At 66.4% G+C, this 17567-nt stretch carries 14 protein-coding genes; 11 read left to right on the plus strand and 3 right to left on the minus strand.

The window, feature by feature from the left end:
- Positions 1-10: 10 nt before the first annotated feature.
- Positions 11-1144 carry an iron-containing alcohol dehydrogenase gene (locus tag AKJ09_RS16325; RefSeq protein ID WP_146648130.1) on the plus strand — a complete coding sequence of 378 codons (1134 nt, stop codon included), beginning with the start codon at positions 11-13 and terminating at the stop codon, positions 1142-1144.
- A 31-nt stretch (positions 1145-1175) separates the two neighbouring features.
- Here the strand turns inward: AKJ09_RS16325 and AKJ09_RS16330 are convergent, their stop codons facing one another.
- Positions 1176-2570, minus strand: a complete 1395-nt coding sequence (locus AKJ09_RS16330; protein ID WP_146648131.1) for a hypothetical protein — start codon at positions 2568-2570, stop codon at positions 1176-1178.
- Entirely contained in the window at positions 2567-4069 is a 1503-nt protein-coding gene (locus tag AKJ09_RS16335; RefSeq protein ID WP_146648132.1) for a hypothetical protein, read from the minus strand. The genes AKJ09_RS16330 and AKJ09_RS16335 overlap by 4 nt, the downstream gene beginning before the upstream one ends.
- Positions 4070-4306: 237 nt before the next feature.
- Here AKJ09_RS16335 and AKJ09_RS16340 point away from each other — a divergent pair, with 237 nt between their 5' ends.
- The 4 genes from AKJ09_RS16340 to AKJ09_RS16355 all read left to right on the plus strand — a co-directional run bounded on the left by AKJ09_RS16340 (position 4307) and on the right by AKJ09_RS16355 (position 10504).
- Complete coding sequence (locus tag AKJ09_RS16340) at positions 4307-6118, plus strand: glycosyltransferase family 39 protein (RefSeq protein WP_169927580.1); 1812 nt, start codon at positions 4307-4309, stop codon at positions 6116-6118.
- Positions 6115-7833: a hypothetical protein gene (locus tag AKJ09_RS16345; RefSeq protein WP_146648134.1), complete on the plus strand. Its 1719-nt coding sequence runs from the start codon at positions 6115-6117 to the stop codon at positions 7831-7833. The genes AKJ09_RS16340 and AKJ09_RS16345 overlap by 4 nt, the downstream gene beginning before the upstream one ends.
- Before the next feature lie 83 nt (positions 7834-7916).
- Positions 7917-9347, plus strand: coding sequence for a sigma-54-dependent transcriptional regulator (locus tag AKJ09_RS16350; RefSeq protein WP_146648135.1), 1431 nt, complete (start codon positions 7917-7919; stop codon positions 9345-9347).
- A 5-nt stretch (positions 9348-9352) separates the two neighbouring features.
- Positions 9353-10504, plus strand: a complete 1152-nt coding sequence (locus tag AKJ09_RS16355; protein WP_146648136.1) for a formylglycine-generating enzyme family protein — start codon at positions 9353-9355, stop codon at positions 10502-10504.
- Between the two features lie 17 nt (positions 10505-10521).
- Here AKJ09_RS16355 and AKJ09_RS16360 read toward each other — a convergent pair whose 3' ends face one another.
- Complete coding sequence (locus AKJ09_RS16360; RefSeq protein WP_146648137.1) at positions 10522-11199, minus strand: hypothetical protein; 678 nt, start codon at positions 11197-11199, stop codon at positions 10522-10524.
- A 274-nt stretch (positions 11200-11473) separates the two neighbouring features.
- Between AKJ09_RS16360 and AKJ09_RS16365 the strand changes: the two genes are divergently transcribed.
- From AKJ09_RS16365 to AKJ09_RS16390, 6 genes are all read left to right on the plus strand, one after another.
- Complete coding sequence (locus AKJ09_RS16365; protein ID WP_146648138.1) at positions 11474-13075, plus strand: AgmX/PglI C-terminal domain-containing protein; 1602 nt, start codon at positions 11474-11476, stop codon at positions 13073-13075.
- Positions 13076-13166: 91 nt separating this feature from the next.
- Positions 13167-13565: an Mpo1-like protein gene (locus tag AKJ09_RS16370; protein WP_146648139.1), complete on the plus strand. Its 399-nt coding sequence runs from the start codon at positions 13167-13169 to the stop codon at positions 13563-13565.
- Between the two features lie 34 nt (positions 13566-13599).
- On the plus strand, positions 13600-14103 hold the full coding sequence (locus AKJ09_RS16375) for a hypothetical protein (RefSeq protein WP_146648140.1): 504 nt from the start codon (positions 13600-13602) through the stop codon (positions 14101-14103).
- A gap of 176 nt (positions 14104-14279) precedes the next feature.
- Complete coding sequence (locus tag AKJ09_RS16380) at positions 14280-16142, plus strand: sensor histidine kinase (RefSeq protein WP_169927581.1); 1863 nt, start codon at positions 14280-14282, stop codon at positions 16140-16142.
- 20 nt (positions 16143-16162) lie between these two features.
- Entirely contained in the window at positions 16163-16684 is a 522-nt protein-coding gene (locus tag AKJ09_RS16385) for a hypothetical protein (protein WP_146648142.1), read from the plus strand.
- Positions 16685-17017: 333 nt separating this feature from the next.
- Positions 17018-17566 (plus strand): OmpA family protein, encoded by a 549-nt coding sequence (locus AKJ09_RS16390; protein ID WP_146648143.1) that lies wholly within the window; start codon positions 17018-17020, stop codon positions 17564-17566.
- Position 17567: the final 1 nt, after the last annotated feature.

The following is a 17567-nucleotide window of genomic DNA, read 5'->3' on the forward strand; positions in this document are numbered from 1 at the left end:
CGGACATCCCATGAGCCACGTCACCTGGAGCTTTCCCACCACGGTCGTCTTCGGTAACGGCAGCCTCTCGACGCTCGTGGATCACGTCCACCGCGTCTCGGGCAAGCGCGCGCTCGTCGTTTGCGACGCGGGCGTCGTGAAGGCGGGCATCGCCGACAAGGTTCGCAAGGTGCTCGAAGGCGCGGGCGTCGCGACGATGGTCTTCGACCGCGTCGACCCGAACCCCGTCGAGAAGAACGTGGAAGAAGGCGTCGAGGCGTTCCGCTCCCACGACGCCGACGTCATCGTCTCGCTCGGCGGCGGCTCTCCGCTCGACGCCGGCAAGCTCATCGCGCTCAAGGTTCACCACGATCGCCCTCTCGTCGACTACGACGATGCCACCGGCGGCGATCGCTTCATCACCACCAACGTTCCGCCGATCATCACCATCCCCACCACGGCGGGCACGGGCAGCGAGGTCGGCCGATCGGGCGTCGTCACGCTCGAAGCCACCAAGCGCAAGACGGTCATCTTCAGCCCGTACTTGATGGCGAAAGCGGCGATCCTCGATCCGGAGCTCACCGTCTCGATGCCCCCGCGTGTGACGGCGGCGACCGGCTTCGACGCGCTCACGCACTGCATCGAGGCATACCTGGCAATGGGTGATCACCCGATGGCCGATGGCATCGCGCTCATGGGGATCGAGCTCGTGGCCAAGCACCTTCCGCGTGCCGTCGAGGCGGGGGCCGACCTCGTCGCTCGCGGCGCGATGATGAAGGCGGCCATGATGGGTGCTGTCGCGTTCCAGAAGGGCCTCGGCGCTTGCCATTCGCTCGCGCACCCGCTCTCGAGCGAGAAGGGTATGCACCACGGCCTCGCGAACGCGCTCTGCTTGCCGGCCGTCGTCGACTTCAACAACGCCGTCGTGCCGGATCGCGTCGAGCGCATCCGCCGTATCGTCGACGTTCAGGCCACCAGCCTCGCCAACGCGCTTCGCACGCTGCGCGACAAGATCGGTTTGCCGAGCGGCCTCGGCACCGAAGGCGTCACGAAAGCAGATCTCACGAAGCTCGCCGACAAGGCGATGGAAGACGCCTGCCATCGCCTCAACCCGCGCCCGGTGACGTTCGACGACATGGTCAAGCTGTACGACCTGTCGCTCTAGTCCTCACGGGGCGGTACGCGCCGCCCCGCACTCAGTCCTGGAGGGCTCGCAGGCGGAGCTCTTTGACGATGACTTTGAACTCCGAGTTCGCTTCGTTGTGGTTGATACCGAAGCGAACGCGGACTTCCTGGCGCGGCTGGATATCCGGCGTCTCCGAGACGATCTCGTCGCCGTTCACGCGAATGCGACCCTTGCGGGTCTTCGCATCGTAATCGACCTCGATGATCGCCTCGTCGCCGTCGATGCGTCCGTGAGGGATGAAGGCGATCTGGCCGTCGTGCTTCCACGATCCGGCGGCAAAGCGATGGAGCTCGTGCTTGCCCTCAGGACTGATCGCGTCGACGAACCCGCCGTCGAACACGCGTAGATGGCCGCCGCCAAGGACGGTGGTGATCCCTGCGAAGAAGCCGGAGTGCTCGAAGCCGATGACCTGAACACGTGCGCGGACGTGGACGGAGCCGAGCGGGAACGGCGGCGTGTGGAGCACGATGGCCGCGTGGCTCGTTTCGACGTGCAGCGCGCGCCCTTCGAGCGTGAGTCCCTTGGGCGACGAGAGGGCCGAGCTCGTCATCCAGAACTCGTCACCCTTTTGAACGTGCCAGCGCCGAGGGTCGATGACCTTTCCGTTGAAGTGGTCCTCGAAGTCGAGGGCTTGAGGGTCCGGGAGGACCGGCTCGCTCACGACCTCTTCGATCTCGACGTCGACCGTCTGACCGGGGTCGCGCGCGACGACGCCGAAGACGAGTCGTACGGGCAGGCCGGCGATCCATTCCGAGCGAACGGAGCCCGAGGGGATCCCGTCGATGGTGGCGAAGGCCTGGTGCAGCGAGTTGCTGAACTGAACGCCCACCTCGTGCCAACCATCGTCGGAGCCCTCCGCGCCGCGGAGCGAGGCGAGGGGGACGTCACGAACGGTCTCGAGGGTGTCGGGGAGGTCCTGGGTTACCCGCGCACCCACGAGCGACGTGAGCGGGTCGCCCTTCCAGCCGAACGCGGACGCCTTCGGGCCTGCGTGGAGCCCGTAGGAGATGGCGCGCGCACCCTTGCCCGAATGCTCGGTCTCGAAGCCGACCATCACGTCGTAGGCGCCCGGCGTGAGCACGCGGAAGCGCATCGTGGAGCGGCTCTCTTCGAGGCTGCGAACGGGGCCCACGAGCTCGAGGCGCGCGGGCTTTCCGGCCTCCATGCTCGTCGTGCCCGTGACGTGCAGCTTGCCTCCCGAGACGGTGTACGCGAGCGCACCCTCTTTTCGGATCTCGTAGCGCTGCGTGAGATCGCTCGCCGAACCGAAGCGCTCGACCACCGCGTCACCCGTGTATCGCTTGGCGACGGCGATCGACGCGATGTGCGCGTAAGCGACGTAGACGGCGATGAAGACGGCGAGCGATCCGAGAACGGCCTGCGCCGCCTTGAGGAGGCGTTTCATGCGCTCCTCGTGCGACGCCAAGCGACGAAGCCGGAGGGCACGTAGGCCGCGAGCCAGATCGCGAGGAGCGGAAGGAGGGAGCACACGGAGGTCAGACCCATGAGGGAGCCGAGGTTGTAGCTAGCGTCACCACGCGGATCCAACGAGTAGATGTCGGCGCGGTTGACGGCGATCTCGCCGCGAGCGAGCGTCGCGAAGATGATTTCGTAGAGCGGGTTGGCCCGCCACGGATCCCCCTCGGGGAGCTCGATGCGGGTCGCCGTACAAGCGAGCATGATGATCACGCTTGGCACGAGCGAGAGGAGCGTCCATCGCAGGCCGGCCTTCGAACGCGCGAACCAGACGATGGGGATGACGAAGAACGGAAGCGCAGGGACGAGGTGGCGCGGTCCTGTGCTGCCTCCGCCGTCCCACGCGTAGTAACCCGCGCAAAAGAAGACGTAGGCGAAGATCTGCGCCGCGCAGAGTGCGAGCTCGGCCCGGCGCTCGCCCGAGGCGATCCACGAGCGGAGGCCGACGAGCGTGCAGATCAAGAAGGGGCAGAAGAAGAAGATCCCGCGGTAGCGGCTGAGGAAGCTGCCGAACAGACCCACGAGCGACGGCAGGTTGATCCCGAGGACGCCGGTGCTCACGTGCGCGAGGAAGATGGGCTCGGCCATGTGCGAGTACGGCAGGGAGAACGGACTACCGAATGCCCACCAGAGGAACGCGGAATGGATGACGAGCGGGGCGAAGGCGCCGGCGGCCGACCAGGCGAGCACGCGCACCACCGGCCGCACACGCCGATCCGCCGAGAGCAGGTAGAGGCCCTGGCAGGCGACCAGCAGGCCCGTCGGGTACTCGGTGGTCATCACGAGACCCCAGAGCGCGCCGAGCAGAGCCAGGCGTGCGGGGCCGTTCTCCTCGGAGGCTTCGCCGTCCAGGGTGGCCTGCCGCGTCTTCACGACGAAGTAGAAGGAGGCCGCGAGCATCGCAGCCGCCGTCTGGTGACCGAAGAGGACCGTCGAAAAAGGAAAAGCGAGCGTGCCGAGCGCGTAGCCGGCGGTCAGCAGGTCGGCGAGTCGTGGCGTGGCTCCGAAGAGCCGGAGGCTGCGGCGTACGAAGATGCTGGCGATGACGCCGGACGCCGCCGAGATCACGAGCACGATCATGTGCAGCCGAATGCGCTGCATCACTCGCGAGTCCCGATCGAACCCGAGCGTGCGGTCGACCACGTTCATCGTCGCGTAAGGAATGGTCGCGAGCATCGAGACGGCCGGAGCCTTGTCGCACCAGAATTTCCCGTCGAACTCGCTCTTGTCGATGGTGAACCGGTGGTACGGCGTGATGTCGGGCTCGTGCCGTTCGACGAGCGACCGCGTCAGGAACATGCGCGTCGCTTGGTTCGGGTCGCCGCCCTCGTAGAAGTACGCGTACGTCACGGCGAGCAGAATGAAGAGCCGTGCCCGGAAGGCCGCGGCCATCCAGCGACGTACAGCGCTCTTGGGAGCGTCGATCACGCGAGGGATCTACACGTGCCTTGTCCTACCGCCAAGCACCCCATGGGCTTGCCCGCTCGGAACCACTCGGCTAGAGCACTTTCGCCCCAAATGCACGATGCGCGAGAATTCCGGACGACGGGGTCGTCTCGTGCCGAGGGCGCGCAGAGCGGCGTGGAGTATACCGGTCGCGCTAGGCGGAAGGGCCATGATGCCCGAGAGCGTCGTCTGCTGGCGCTCGCCCTCGGCGGCTCAGCCGTGGCGCTCGTGGCCGCCCACGCCACGCTGATTGGCTACAAGACGTTTGCCAACGTCGACGAGTCCTACGCCATCTCGCTCGCCCAGCGCCTGACGGAGGGCTTCCGCCTGTACGAGGGCGCCATCAGCCAGCGCGGCCCGCTCATGTACTACGTGTTCGAGCTCGTCGCGCGGGTGACGGGTTGGGACAACGTGGCCGGCTTGCGTCTCTGGGCGCTCGCCTTCTCGTTCGCTCAGGTAGGCGCCGTGGCGTGGGCTGGCTGCCGGCTCTTCTCTCGTCGAACGGGAAGCCTTGCCGCCGTCGCGATGACGTACATGCTCGTCGTCGGCCTGCCGCCGATTGATGGGCTCGCGCTGCATGGCGAGACCATCCAGGCACCACTTTTCGTCGTCGGCGCGACACTGGCGGTGTTCGCCACTCGTTCGCGTAAGCGGCGGGGCCTGCTGCTCGCGACGAGCGGTCTCGCCTTCGGAGCGGCGATCGCCGTCAAGCAGTCGGCGCTCATGCAGCCCGCGCCGGTCGTTCTCTACCTGTTCGCCGACGCTTCGCGGAAGACGGTCCGCAAGATTCCCTGGAAAGATCTCCTCGTCTTCGTGGCGGGAGTGATCGCACCCCTCGCCGTCTTCGTGCTTCACGCGCTGGGCATCGGAACGCTGCGTTCGCTCGTCTACTATTGCTTCACGTACAACCTCTCGGTCCACCTTCGCCCGTCCGACGCCCTGCTCTCGCGCGCGTCGCTCGAGCCCTTGGCCGACTGGCTCAAGAAGCTGACGGCGTTCGTGATGGTCGTCGGTGCGGTCCTCGCCGCGCATGTCGCCTTCGTCGCCCGCCGCTGGCGGCGCGCCGTCTCCTCGCGCTCGATCTGGCCTTTCTTCCGAGGGTTCGGCGTCCTGCAGTACCTCGGCGCGCACGTCCTCGTCGGGACGATCGCGGCCTCGTCAATGTACCGCTTCTTCCCGCACTACTACCTGCCGGTGCTTCCGCTGCTGGCCCTCGTCGTGGCCGCATGGATCGACCGGCACGTGCGTATTCGCAACGCCGCCGCAGTTCGCTTCGCGACCGCTCTCCTCGCTGCGGTGACCGTCGTCGCCGCGGGTTTCTCGGCATATGCGTACGAGAAGATCGACGGTCTCGTCACGCATGGGCCGACGGTCCGGCGCGTCGCGCGGTTCGTGGAGGCGACCACGTCACCCGACGCGAAGCTCTTCGTCTGGGGTTTTTCCCCCTGGATCTATCCGTACGCCCATCGCCGTCCCGCCGGGCGCTACGTCTTCGAGACGTACGTGACGGGGTTCGTTCCGTGGTTCTTCGACGCCTATCCTCACGAAGCCTCGCGCGTCGTGCCGGGCTCGCTCGAGGCACTGCTCGGCGATCTCGATCGTGAGAAACCCGAGATCGTGGTCGACGCCGGCAGCGTTCTCCTAGCGCGTCCGATGCGCGCGTACGGAGCGGCGGCCACCTGGCTTCACGCCAACTACTGTTTCGAAGTGCGCGTGAGCGGGTACGACGTCTACCGTCGCAAGACGCCGGCGGGCTGCGCGTCCGAGGACTTCCCCACCTCTCATCCGCCTGTGGACTACTTCGGACTTCCCATGGCCGTGGCCATGCCGCTTCTCGTCGACGAAGCATCGTCTCGGCCACTCTGCACCGCGGACGACGACGACCCCGTTTGGTTCCCGGGCGGCGGCCCCAAGGCCGGCCTCGACGTGCTGCTTCCGCTGTCGCGCGCGAAGATCGAGGCCGAACATCGCAAAGACGGGGTGGCGTATCCGGGCGAGCTCCGTCCCCCGATCACGTGCGCTCCGCGATGACCTCGTCCCGCCTGCTCGAACCGAAGACCGAGCGCGTCGCGGTGGCGGTGGTCGTCGTCCTTTCGGTCGTGATCGCCCGCGCCATCGGCCACTACGCGCTCGAAGACGTCCCGCACGTCATGGACGAGATCGCCTACACGTTGCAGGCGAAGACGTTCGCCACGGGCCACCTCTCGGCGCCCGTGCACCTGCCTCGTGCGTCCTTCGGGATGTGGTTCGTCGAGGACCGCACGCGCTTCTTCAGCATCTTTCCGCCCGGATGGCCGGCGGTGCTCGCCATGGGGCTCGTCGTCGGGCTCGGCGCGTGGGTGAATCCGCTCCTGCACGGTGCAACCACGTTCGTCGTCGCAAGGGCCTCGTCACGGCTCGCCGATGCACGCACTTCGAACGTGCCGATCGCGCTCGTCAGCGCGCTTCTCTACGGCTCGAGCCCGCAAGCTCTGCTCCTCGCCGGGACGTACATGTCCCATACGCTCGTCGCGTTCTGCGCGTCGCTCGTTCTGCTCGCAGGCCTCGACCTCGCGATCCGCGAGTCCGGGGAAGACGATTCCTTCGTCGCGGGGCTCTGGCGTCGTGCTCGCATGCCGGCGGCGGGTTTTGCGCTAGGCGCGGTCGCGACGAGCCGACCTCTCTGCGCCGTGGCTCTCGGCCTGATGTTCCTGGCGCTCGTCGCGATCGCGGTGCGTCGTGGGGCGCGACCCGTTCGTGAGGTCGTCGAGGTCGTCGTGCCGGCGTTCGTCCTCGTGGCGCTGCTCCTGGCCTACAATCACAGCCTCACGGGCAACGCGCTCCGCTTTCCTCAGAGCGCGTTCTTCGACGAGCACGGGCCGCCGGTGGACGTGCCGCTGTTCCGCTACGGTCCCGGCTGCAACGACCTTGGCTTCGGCCCGACGCACGGATGCGAGGTCGGACTCCCGGACGGCAAGCACTCGATCGGGAACGCGTTCAGCAACACCGGCGACAACCTCACCGCGTGGTTCTATCTGGCCGGCGGCGGTCCGCTCGTCTTCCTCTTCGCCATTCTCGCTCTCGTCTTCGTGGGCAAGCGAGACGAGCGGCTGCCGAGGCTCGTGGTCTTCGCGCTCGTACCGGTGACGCTCGCTCTTTACGGGCTCTACTGGTACGCCGGCACGTGTTACGGCGCGCGCTTCTACCAGGTGGCACTGCCCGCCCTCGTGTTGCTCGCGGCCCTCGGAGCGTGTGACCTTGCGCGGCGCTCGAAGCTCGTCTTCGTGATCGGTGTCGTTTTCTACCTCGGCTATGACGTGATCCTCACGCGAGCGGCCGCCCGAGAGGTCGGGCAGGGGTATTGGGGAACGGATGCCCGGTTCGCGCATCTCGTCGAGCGCTGGAACGGCCCGCCGGGCCTCGTCCTCGTGGCGTTCGAAGACGAGGACCTCCACGGTCGTCATACGCTGACGACCTTCCTTCACGACGTGCCTTGGCTCAACAACATCCGGGCGCTCGGGGCGCTCGGCCAGAACCGTCCCGACCACACCGGCCCCGTCGTCTTTGCGCGCTTCCACCCAGGCTTGATGCAGGAGCTGCGCGCGAACTACCCGGATCGCGAGCGCTGGCTCTTCGTGGTCGGAACGCACGGGCCGGACAAGCTCGTACGCTACGACCAGACGAATTTCCCGGCGCTCGAGGCGGAAACCCCGCCGCCGCGCGAGAATTTCGACGGCTACATCCTCCCCGCGCCGCTCGCGCCCTGACGCGCCCGGCGCTCGGGTGTTGTCGGGCTGGGCGCCCGACAAGCCTGCCGGTCTTCCCGCGGCTTTGCTAAGCTCGCATCGCGATGCTCCCTGAAAAGAAACAGGTCCTCATCGTCGACGACGAGCCGAACCTGCGGAAGATCCTTGCCGCTCAGCTCTCGCGCGACGGCTACGACGTTCTCCTCGCGGAAGACGGTGAGCAGGGTCTGGCGGTTCTTCGGGAGCACCACATCGACCTGGTCGTGACCGACCTCAAGATGCCGAAGGTCGACGGGATGACCCTCCTCCGTGAAGCGCTCCGCGAGGCGCCCGAGCTGCCGATCATCATGATCACGGCGCACGGCACGGTCGACACCGCGGTGGAGGCGCTGAAGCTGGGAGCCTTCGACTACCTCACCAAGCCGTTCGACAAAGACGAAGTCCGTCAGATCGTTTCGAAGGCGCTCAAGACGCGTCAGCTCGCCGAGGAAGAAGCGACGAGCGCACCGAAAGACGTGCCGGGGGCGCGTTTCGGAATCATCGGTCAGTCGCCGGGCCTCACCGATCTCTACGCCGTTCTCGAGCGCGTGGCGGACAGCCCGACCACCGTGCTCATCACCGGCGAGAGCGGCACGGGCAAAGAGCTCGTCGCACGCGCGCTGCACGACCACTCGTCGCGTCGCGGCAAGCCCTTCATCAAGGTCAATTGCGCCGCGATTCCGAAGGAGCTCATCGAGAGCGAGCTCTTCGGCTACGAGCGTGGCGCGTTCACCGGCGCGGTGTCGAGCAAGCCTGGGCGCTTCGAGCTCGCCAACGGCGGCACGCTCTTCCTCGACGAGATCGGCGAGATCCCCGTCGAGATGCAGGTGAAGCTCCTTCGCGCACTGCAGGAGAGCGAGTTCGAGCGCGTCGGCGGCATCAAGACGATTCGCGTCGACGTTCGCCTCGTCGCCGCGACGAACCGCGATCTCAAGAAGCTCATCGCGCAGAGCGCGTTCCGCGAAGATCTCTTCTATCGTCTGAACGTCGTCTCCATCCGTCTGCCTGCGCTCCGCGAGCGCGCCACCGACATTCCGCTGCTCGTCGATCACTTCCTCACCAAGTTCAACGACCGCCTGAAGAAGCACGTGGCGGGCGTCGAACCCGAGGCGCTCGACCTGCTTTCGGCGTACGGCTGGCCGGGCAACATCCGCGAGCTCGAAAACGTGATGGAGCGCGCCGTTCTTTTCTGCGACGCCCAGAAGCTTCGCGTCGAAGACTTGCCGGTCGAGTTGCGCGGTGTGAGCGGATCGATGCTTCCCCCGCCGGATGCCGCCCAGATCGACATGAACGATCTGCCCGCGGAAGGTGGTTTGAAGGAGCACGTGAAGGTGGCCATGAGCCGCCTCGAGCGCGACCTCGTGAGTCGCGCCCTCAAGCAGACGAACGGCAACGTCACGCACGCGGCCCGCCTGCTCAAGATCTCGCGCAAGGGTCTGCAGCTGAAGATGAAAGAGCTCGGACTGCGCGAGGGCGTAGGCGAGAAGAACGAGTAGTCGACGTGACGCTGTCGTTTCGCTCGATGACGCCGGCCCTGTTCGGCGTGGTTTCTCTTCTCGTCGTCGCCTGCAAGCGCACGCCGGCGCCCGCAACGGACGCGGGAGCGGGCGCGGGCGTGATTCTCCCGCCTCGTTCCTCGATGGATGCCGGAGGCGTGCCGCGCCCGGGCATGGTGTGGATCCCAGCGGGAACGCTGCGCGCGGGTACGCCCGTCGAGCGCATTCCGCGCGTGCCGGACGAGGAGCTTCCCGGCGTGCCGCTCGAGATGGGTGGATTCTACATCGATACGTTGCCCTGGCCGAACGAGCCGGGCGCCATCCCCACGTCGAACGTCACGCGTGACGAAGCCGCGGCTCTCTGCGCGACCAAGGGCAAGCGCCTCTGCACGGAGCTCGAGTGGGAGCGTGCGTGCAAAGGCGAGGGCAACGGCGCTTACGAATACGGCGATGCCTATCGCGCGGCGGCGTGTGGGACCGGCGTCACCGCGGAAGAGGCGGCGCGACGGCCCACGGGCGAGCACGCGCAGTGCAAGAGCTCGTTCGGCGTCTCCGACATGCACGGTGGCGTCTGGGAGTGGACCGACAGCGCCTGGGCGCGTGGAAACAAGGACAGCTCGCTCGGCGTGCTCCGCGGCGGTAACGCGGTTGCCGGCGAGCTCGTCGGCCGCTGCTCGAACGCCATCGGTCGCGCCACCACCAAGAAGTCGCCCACGATGGGGCTGCGGTGCTGCGCGGGCGCGAAGAACGAAGCGAAGGTCGATCTCACGCTCAAGGGCCAGCCGGTCATCGAGCAGATCGGTCATCTCGACGAGCTGCACGACGCCTGGGAGCCCACGCTCCGCGAGGCGATCGGAACGGCGGCCAACCACATCACTCGCGCCTATCGATGGGTGCCGGTTCCCAACGAGGAGCTGCTTCTCATCGTCGGCTGCAACACGGTGGCGCCCGTCACCTGCTCGATCGCCATCGCCCGTGACGGCACCAGCAAGAGCATCGTGGCCTCGGCCGAAATCGGCCGCACCACCCCGGATGTTCTTCGCCTGGGCGACGTCCGCCACCTCCGCGTGCGCGGTCTGGACGTTCGCGGCACGTTCGGGCGCGACGTCACCTACGTCTACGGCAACGTCGACGTCGCTGACGTGCGGCGCCCCTGATCGCGTGATCCCCTGATTCAGCGGGGGGGAGTGCGCGGGCGGATGCTCTCGGGGAGGATCCCGAAGCTCGCCTCGCTGGCGACGTCGTCGTCGCCCTCGGGCACGCGCGTCGTCTGCGCGGCCATCGCCGGGGGGATCATCGACGAGATCTCTTCGGCGAGTGACAGGGCGTTTTCGGTGTCGCCTCGCAGATAGAGCTCGCGCATCGCGGTGACGCGCGGATCGCCGATCGTCGTCGGAGACGTGGCCACGGTGTTGTCACCACCGTCACCACCGTCACGGTCGTCACTCGCGCCGGACGCGGCGGTCGTGCGGGCCAGAGCCTCGAGCGACGTTTGGCGCGTGAGGTCGGGGTCGTATTCGGCGTCGGTGTCGGTGTCGGTGTCGTAGTCGAGGCTGTCGAACGCGACGAGATCTTCGAGGTCGTCGACGAGGTCCGTATCGTGGAGGACGAACGGGGTGATGTCGTCGTCACCCACGTGCGCGCGCGGGATGACTTCCGAACGATCACGACGGAGCAGCTGTTCCTCGAAGCTGCTCTCGGGACTCGACTCGACGCGCCGGCTCGAAAGCTCGAGGGACTCGTGCGCGTACGACGCGTGCGGCATGTAGGCGTGCCCCCGCGCGCTGGGCGAGCTGCGCAGGTTGCTGGATGCGAGGCCGTGCTCCTCTTGTCCCGCTTTGAGCCGCCGCATCGGTCGATGGAAGTAGCAAATCCGTCGAGCAGCACCGGTCTCGTGTGCATCTCTTGGGGCTCCGAACGATCTCGCGGAACCTTTTCGAGCGGGCTCTGTCTTTCCCTACGAGACGACGCCAAGGCCTGGAAAAACAGGCAGTAGGTATCGTTTTACACTGGCAAACGGCGTGTCCGTGACGACTTCGCGTCACGTGTTTCGCACGCGGGCTGCCCAAGAACCGAGGTGTTCCGCGTTCGCGTGGGATGCCCTTTGTCCACCCACGTCGAGAGCCATGACCACCCACGCTTTTGCACCCTCGTTCGACCTCGTGAACCCCTTCATGCCGCAGGCGCGCGAGGCGGTCGCCGTCGCGGTCGACACCGGTGAGCCCACGTTCGCCCTGGTGCAGAACGGTCCGCCCGTTGCGGCCGAGGAGGTGGAGTCCGCCCATCTCGACGCCGTCGAAGTGACCGTGCGCTGGGGCAGCCAGATCCTCGCCGTCTCACATCTCGACAAGGGAAAGAGCTTCTGGGTCGGCTCGGGCTCCGAGCTCGCGCTGCCGGAGGAGCTCCTTGGAGCCGAGCGCGCGCCGCTCGTTTTCTCGCGCGGCGAGCTCGTGAGCGTGATCGTCCCGCGCGATGCGCGCGGCACTGTCTCCCGTAAGGGCGCCGGAGCCGAGTCGATCGTCGACCTGATCGCGCGCGGCATGCTGGGCAACTCGACGGAGCTCGATGGCGCGCACGAGATCGCGCTCGGCGCGGGGATGACCGTCGTTCTCGAGCTCGGAAGCACGACGGACCCGATCACGGTCGAGGTGGTCACGGTGCGCGCCGGAAAGGTGCTGCCGATCGGATTCCTCGCGGCGCTCGCGACGGGGGCGACGGGCTTCGTGGGCCTCTCGTTCCTCGGTCACGCCGCCATCGTGGCGTCGCTGGCGATGTTCATGCCGAAGATGGGCACCGACGACGCCGAAGGCATCGATCGCGATCAGCTCCTCATGATGCAGAAGCTCCTCACGGCATCCGCCGAGCGCGAGCCCGAGCAGATGAAAGAGATGACCGGGGCGAGCGAAGAGCCGAGCGGCGGCGGCAGCACGGGCCAGGCCCACAAAGGCGAGAGCGGCGCGGCGGGCACGACGAAGCCGGTCACCACGAACGGTCACATGGGCTTCAAAGGGAAGGACAACGAGTCGGCCGTGTCGCGTCGCGAGGAGCTCGCTCTCGCGAAGGAGTTCGGCATGGCGGGCCTCCTCGCCGGCGCCGCGGTGCGTGACCCGAACGCGCCGACGAGCCCGTGGGGTCAGGACCAGTACAAGGGCTCAGACGAGAAATCCGCGCTCGGCAAAATGTTCGGAGCGGGCATCGACGACGCGATGGGCATGGGAGGACTCGGCCTCACCGGAACAGGTGAGGGTGGCGGCGGGAGCGGCGAGGGAATCGGTCTCGACCACGTCGGCACGGTCGGCGGTGGCGGCGGTGGCCCGGGAAAGTGGGGCATCGGCCGCAGCGACAAGGACGGCATCGGCAACGGTCACGCGCCCGGCGGCGGCGGTCACGTCGCGAAGGCGCCGGTCATGCGGAACCCCACGGTCTCCACGAATGGCCGCCTCCCGCCGGAGGTCATCCAACGCATCGTGCGCCAGAACTTCGGGCGCTTCCGCCTGTGCTACGAGGCCGGTCTCCGTCAGAACCCGAGCCTCAGCGGACGCGTCTCGACGTCGTTCGTCATCGCCAGGGACGGCTCCGTGTCGCAATCGCAGGACTCGGGTTCGGATCTTCCGGATCAGAACGTCGTGAGCTGCATCGTGCGGAGCTTCCAGAACCTTTCTTTCCCGGCGCCGGAAGGCGGCATCGCCACGGTCACGTATCCCATCGTGCTCGCGCCGGGCGAGTGACGCGGCGTGATGCGGCGAGCAGCTCGGGATGATGGCCAAGTGACGCCGCAGGGTTGCCACTTGGCCGTCACCTGGTACGTTTGCCCGCGTCATGGCCGACCAAGAGTTCCGCACGTTCGAAGAGTTCTGGCCTTTCTACGTGAAGGAGCACCGCAAGAAGTCGACGCGCGTGCTGCACTTCATCGGCACGACCGGAGCCATGGCTTGCGTCGCAGGAGCGATCCTCACGCGCAAGCGCTCGCTGCTCGCGCTCGCACCGATCGTTGGCTACGGCCCCGCCTGGATCAGCCACTTCTTCATCGAGGGCAACAAGCCGGCGACCTTCAAGCATCCGCTCTGGTCGCTTCGCGGCGACCTCGTGATGTGGTGGAAGATGGTTCGTCGCGAGATGGACGCGGAAGTCGAACGCGTTCTCGCCGAAGAGGCTGCGTCGGACGGAGCATCTGACACGACCGGGCACGTCTCGATCCAAGGTGAAGCGGTCAACTAACGTGCGTTGGGCCCTGCGGGGGGCCTTCTGTTCGTTGGCTTTCAGTGCGGTCCTCGCGGCATGCGGAGGATCGGCCAAGGTCGTCGAAGCGCCGATGCTCGCGGCCGATGCATCGGCGGCGGAGGACGCTCCTTCGGCGCTCGATAATGGGACGCGTGGGGCGCATCGCGATGCGTCCACCAACTCCATCCTCGTGCGCGGCGATCGCTATGTCGGTCACTATTGGTGCGCGCAAGGTCGCACGCAGCTCGTTCTCGTCATCGACGACATCGAAGGCGATCGCGTCGATGTGATCTTCGAGTTCGACTTCGAAGGTAGTCCCACGGCTGCGCCCGCCGAGGGCAGCTATTCCATGCGTGGGACGTTCGATGCGAATACGCGCACCTTACGACTCAAAGGCGATCGCTGGATCGACAAGGTCGATGGCTACGTGATGGTCGACCTCGTCGGCACCGTCGGGCCTTCGGGCTCGATCAGCGGCAACGTCGTCGGCGTCTCGGGCTGCACCACGTTCTTCGTGAACGCGCCTCGCCGCTGAAAAGCCGCGCTCCTGAGGCGCTGGAGGCGAGCCTTGAATCATCGGCGATCGGCTGGCGCGCCCGTCAGCTGACACCGTTCCATGGCACCTCGGTTGCTGAAAAACGCCCCCCGGGGGCGTGAATGGGCAGCCGTCAACCAGACCAAAACCGATCGGTCGCAGCGACGTTGCGGCGGTTGCAGAGCGAGCTCCTCGCCGACTGGTCGAAGCGCGTCTCCGACGATCGTGAGGTTCGGCGAGCAGCTCAACTCGTCGAGCCCATGCTCAACGGACATCTCCCGATCCTCATCGACGAGCTGGCGGAGCGGCTCGAGCGAGGGCCGCACTCGGCCGCCAAGCGCAAGGATGCTTTCGAAGAGCGCGAGGCAGAATCGTACACGCGTCGCACAAGGCCGCGACTGCACGATTTCTCTACGGCGGACGAGGTGCTCCGCGAATGGACGCATTTCCGCTTGGCGCTCGTGGAGCTGTTGCATCGCGAAGGCGTGTCGCCGACGTCGGAGGAGTACAAGGTCATCTTCCAGCGCATCGACGAGGCGGCCGTCGCCACGGCCATCGAGCTCCAGAGGCGCGCGACCGCGGCGCTCGCTGGCAGCGAACATCGACATCGAGCGCTCGTCGACAGCATCCACGACGGCGTCATCATGCTCGACTCGAACGGCTCCATCCTGACGTGGAGCGAGGCATCCTCGCGCATCACCGGATACACGGCCGAAGAGCTCGTCGGGAAACACGTCTCGATCCTCTACGAGTCGGAAGACGTCCTCATGGGCGAGCCCGATCGCGCGCTGAAAGACGCTGCGGATCTCGGGCATCACGAGTCCTGGGGGTGGCGCGTTCGCAAGGACGGCGTGCGCTTCTGGGCCGACGTGGTCATGCGACCCGTGCGCGATCTCGAGGGCGCGCTGGTCGGCTACGCCACCGTCATTCGAGATCTCAGCGAACAGAAGCGCCGAATGGACGAGCTCGAGTACCGCGCCGCAGAGCTGGGGGCGATTCTCGAGAGCATTCCCGACGGCCTGTTCGTCCTCACGCTCGATGGCGTTACGCGCGCGAACCGTCGCGGACTCGAGATGTTGGGCATCGGCTCGATCGAGGAGATCAACGCGAACCTCCACAACCTCACGACGCGTCTGAAGCTGAGAGACACGGAGACGGGCAGGCCGCTCCGAAACCAGGATTTGCGCCTCCTCAGCGCGCTCGTCGGCGAAACGGTGACGGCCGAGGCCATCGCTCGGCGCGTCGACAACGGCGAAGACTGCATCATCAAGGCGTCGGCCGCTCCGATCCGAACGCGCGAGCGCGTGGCCGGCGCCGTGGTGATCACCACGGACATCACCACCGATTACACGCAGAGAAAACAGCTGCGTGAGGAGATGGAGCTCGTCGATCGCTTCATCGCCATCCTCGGTCACGACCTGCGCAACCCGCTCAGCGCGATTTCCTCGGGTGCCGAGCTCTTGCTTCATCGCAAAGCGCTCTCTGACGAGAACGAGCGCATCGTTCGTCGAATGGTGTCGAGCACGCACCGTATGGCGCGCATCATCGAGCAGCTGCTCGACTGGACGCGCTCGCGACGAGGCGGCATTCCGATCGAACGAAAGCCTGCCGACCTCGGCATCGTCTGCAACGAGGTCATCGCCGAGATCGAAGCCGCGCACCCGCGGAGAACGATCCGCGTGATTCGCGAAGGCAATCTCGTGGGTCACTGGGACGTCGATCGAATCGCGCAGGCGCTCTCCAATCTCGTGGGCAACGCCATCGTGCACTCGCCTGCCGACGCGCCCGTCACCGTGCGCTTGCTCGGCACCTCGGACGACGTGCGTCTCCAGGTGAACAACGCGGGGCCTTCCATTCCGTCGGACGTGGTCCCCACGCTCTTCGAGCCGTTTCGTCGACTCGATCTCTCGCACTCCGTCGGTCTCGGTCTCGGTCTCTACATCGTGCGCGCCATTGCACGAGCACACGGTGGTTCGATCGACGTGGAGAGCAATGCCGAACGAGGGACGACGTTCTCCATCGTGATCCCTCGCACGTGATTTTCCGGTATGACGGGTGAATGAACACCCGCGCGGCTTTTCGTGATCTCGTCGTGCTGTTCGGAGCTTTGTCTTCGATCGTGGTGCTTACAAGCACGCTTGCTGCATGCAACTCGAAGGAAGGCGAGCAGCGTGATGCGCAAGCGAAGGCCCCGCCTGGGAATGGCACGGGACCGCTTGCCGCGCTCGAGTCGAGTCCGTTCCTCAACGAGGTTTGGACCTCGGAAGAGGGACAACAAGTCCCGCTGCTCTACTACACCCGCGAGAACGTCCGATTGAGCACGCCGTGCCGGAACAACGCCGACGGCACGCTCGCATGCGATGCGATTCGCTACCTTCGCAACGGAATGCCCGCCGAAATCCCGCGTCGATCGCTCGACGGTCGGACGAGCGCGGGCGTAAAGGTCTGCCAGAAGCTCGGCAACGGACTCGTGACGGTACGCAACTCCGTGGGCAGCGAGGACAGCCTTTGCCGATTCCCGGATGGATCGTTCGTGTCTACAGGCACGCTCGAACAATATGGAATGCGCGTTCTCCAGTAGGTGTTGCACCTCGAACGCGTTGCACATCGCCAACGATCTTGGGCGCCTGCGTCTTCTCTCACGCGTGTCGTAGCGCGTGTCGTGTCCCGTTCGAGGCCGCGCTTTCGATTTGTGCAGATTGCCTGCATTGACGCCCGCGGCTGAGGGATTATGTAAGGGCTTCCAAGGGTTCTGCGTTGTCGTCTTGGTTCCTCTTGGTTCTGACGGCAGTACCTCGCGATCGTCTCGCCTGATCGTTCGCGCACGTCGCGCGTCGATCGGGTCGAACCGGTTTCGATCAGATCACGAGGTTCACCACGTTCGACCAGGTTCGTCTGGCGTTGAAATCGTCTCATGGAGAAGAAGATGAAGAAGCTGACTCTTGCCGTCCCGTTCGTTCTCGTGGCCCTCGCCAGCGCCGCGTGTGGAGGCAACGACAAACCCCCGCAGACGCCGGCGTCCGACCCGGCGCCTGCAGCAACGGACACGCAGGCGACCACCGCGACGCCGAAGAACATGGCGGTCAACGTCGACGACGACATCGTCAAGGCGTGCAACCTCAAGTTCGAGAACATCGAGGAAGCGCCGAAGTTCGACTACGACTCCGAGGCGCTCACGCAGGGTGAGAAGAACGTCCTCGAGGCGATTGCGAAGTGCCTCACCACCGGTCCGCTCAAGGGCCGCAGCGTGGAGCTCGTCGGCCGTGCGGACCCGCGTGGCGAGACCGAATACAACATGACGCTCGGCGCCAAGCGTGCGCGCCAGGTCCACAGCTTCCTCGCACAGCTCGGCGTGCCTGCCGACAAGATGCGCGAGACCTCGAAGGGTGAGCTCGAGGCGACGGGCAAGGACGAGGAAGGCTGGCGCAAGGATCGCCGCGTCGACGTTCGGCTCATCAAGTAGT

The sequence above is a fragment of the Labilithrix luteola genome, assembly GCF_001263205.1.
In the GTDB taxonomy this organism is placed as follows: Bacteria; Myxococcota_A; Polyangia; order Polyangiales; family Polyangiaceae; genus Labilithrix; species Labilithrix luteola.

Bases quoted from the DNA above. Each gene is read 5' to 3' on its own strand.
- AKJ09_RS16325 (WP_146648130.1), top strand. From the start codon at position 11: ATGAGCCACGTCACCTGGAGCTTTCCCACCACGGTCGTCTTCGGTAAC.
- AKJ09_RS16330 (WP_146648131.1), bottom strand. From the start codon at position 2,570: ATGAAACGCCTCCTCAAGGCGGCGCAGGCCGTTCTCGGATCGCTCGCC.
- AKJ09_RS16345 (WP_146648134.1), top strand. From the start codon at position 6,115: ATGACCTCGTCCCGCCTGCTCGAACCGAAGACCGAGCGCGTCGCGGTG.
- AKJ09_RS16350 (WP_146648135.1), top strand. From the start codon at position 7,917: ATGCTCCCTGAAAAGAAACAGGTCCTCATCGTCGACGACGAGCCGAAC.
- AKJ09_RS16360 (WP_146648137.1), bottom strand. From the start codon at position 11,199: ATGCGGCGGCTCAAAGCGGGACAAGAGGAGCACGGCCTCGCATCCAGC.
- AKJ09_RS16365 (WP_146648138.1), top strand. From the start codon at position 11,474: ATGACCACCCACGCTTTTGCACCCTCGTTCGACCTCGTGAACCCCTTC.
- AKJ09_RS16370 (WP_146648139.1), top strand. From the start codon at position 13,167: ATGGCCGACCAAGAGTTCCGCACGTTCGAAGAGTTCTGGCCTTTCTAC.
- AKJ09_RS16385 (WP_146648142.1), top strand. From the start codon at position 16,163: ATGAACACCCGCGCGGCTTTTCGTGATCTCGTCGTGCTGTTCGGAGCT.
- AKJ09_RS16390 (WP_146648143.1), top strand. From the start codon at position 17,018: ATGGAGAAGAAGATGAAGAAGCTGACTCTTGCCGTCCCGTTCGTTCTC.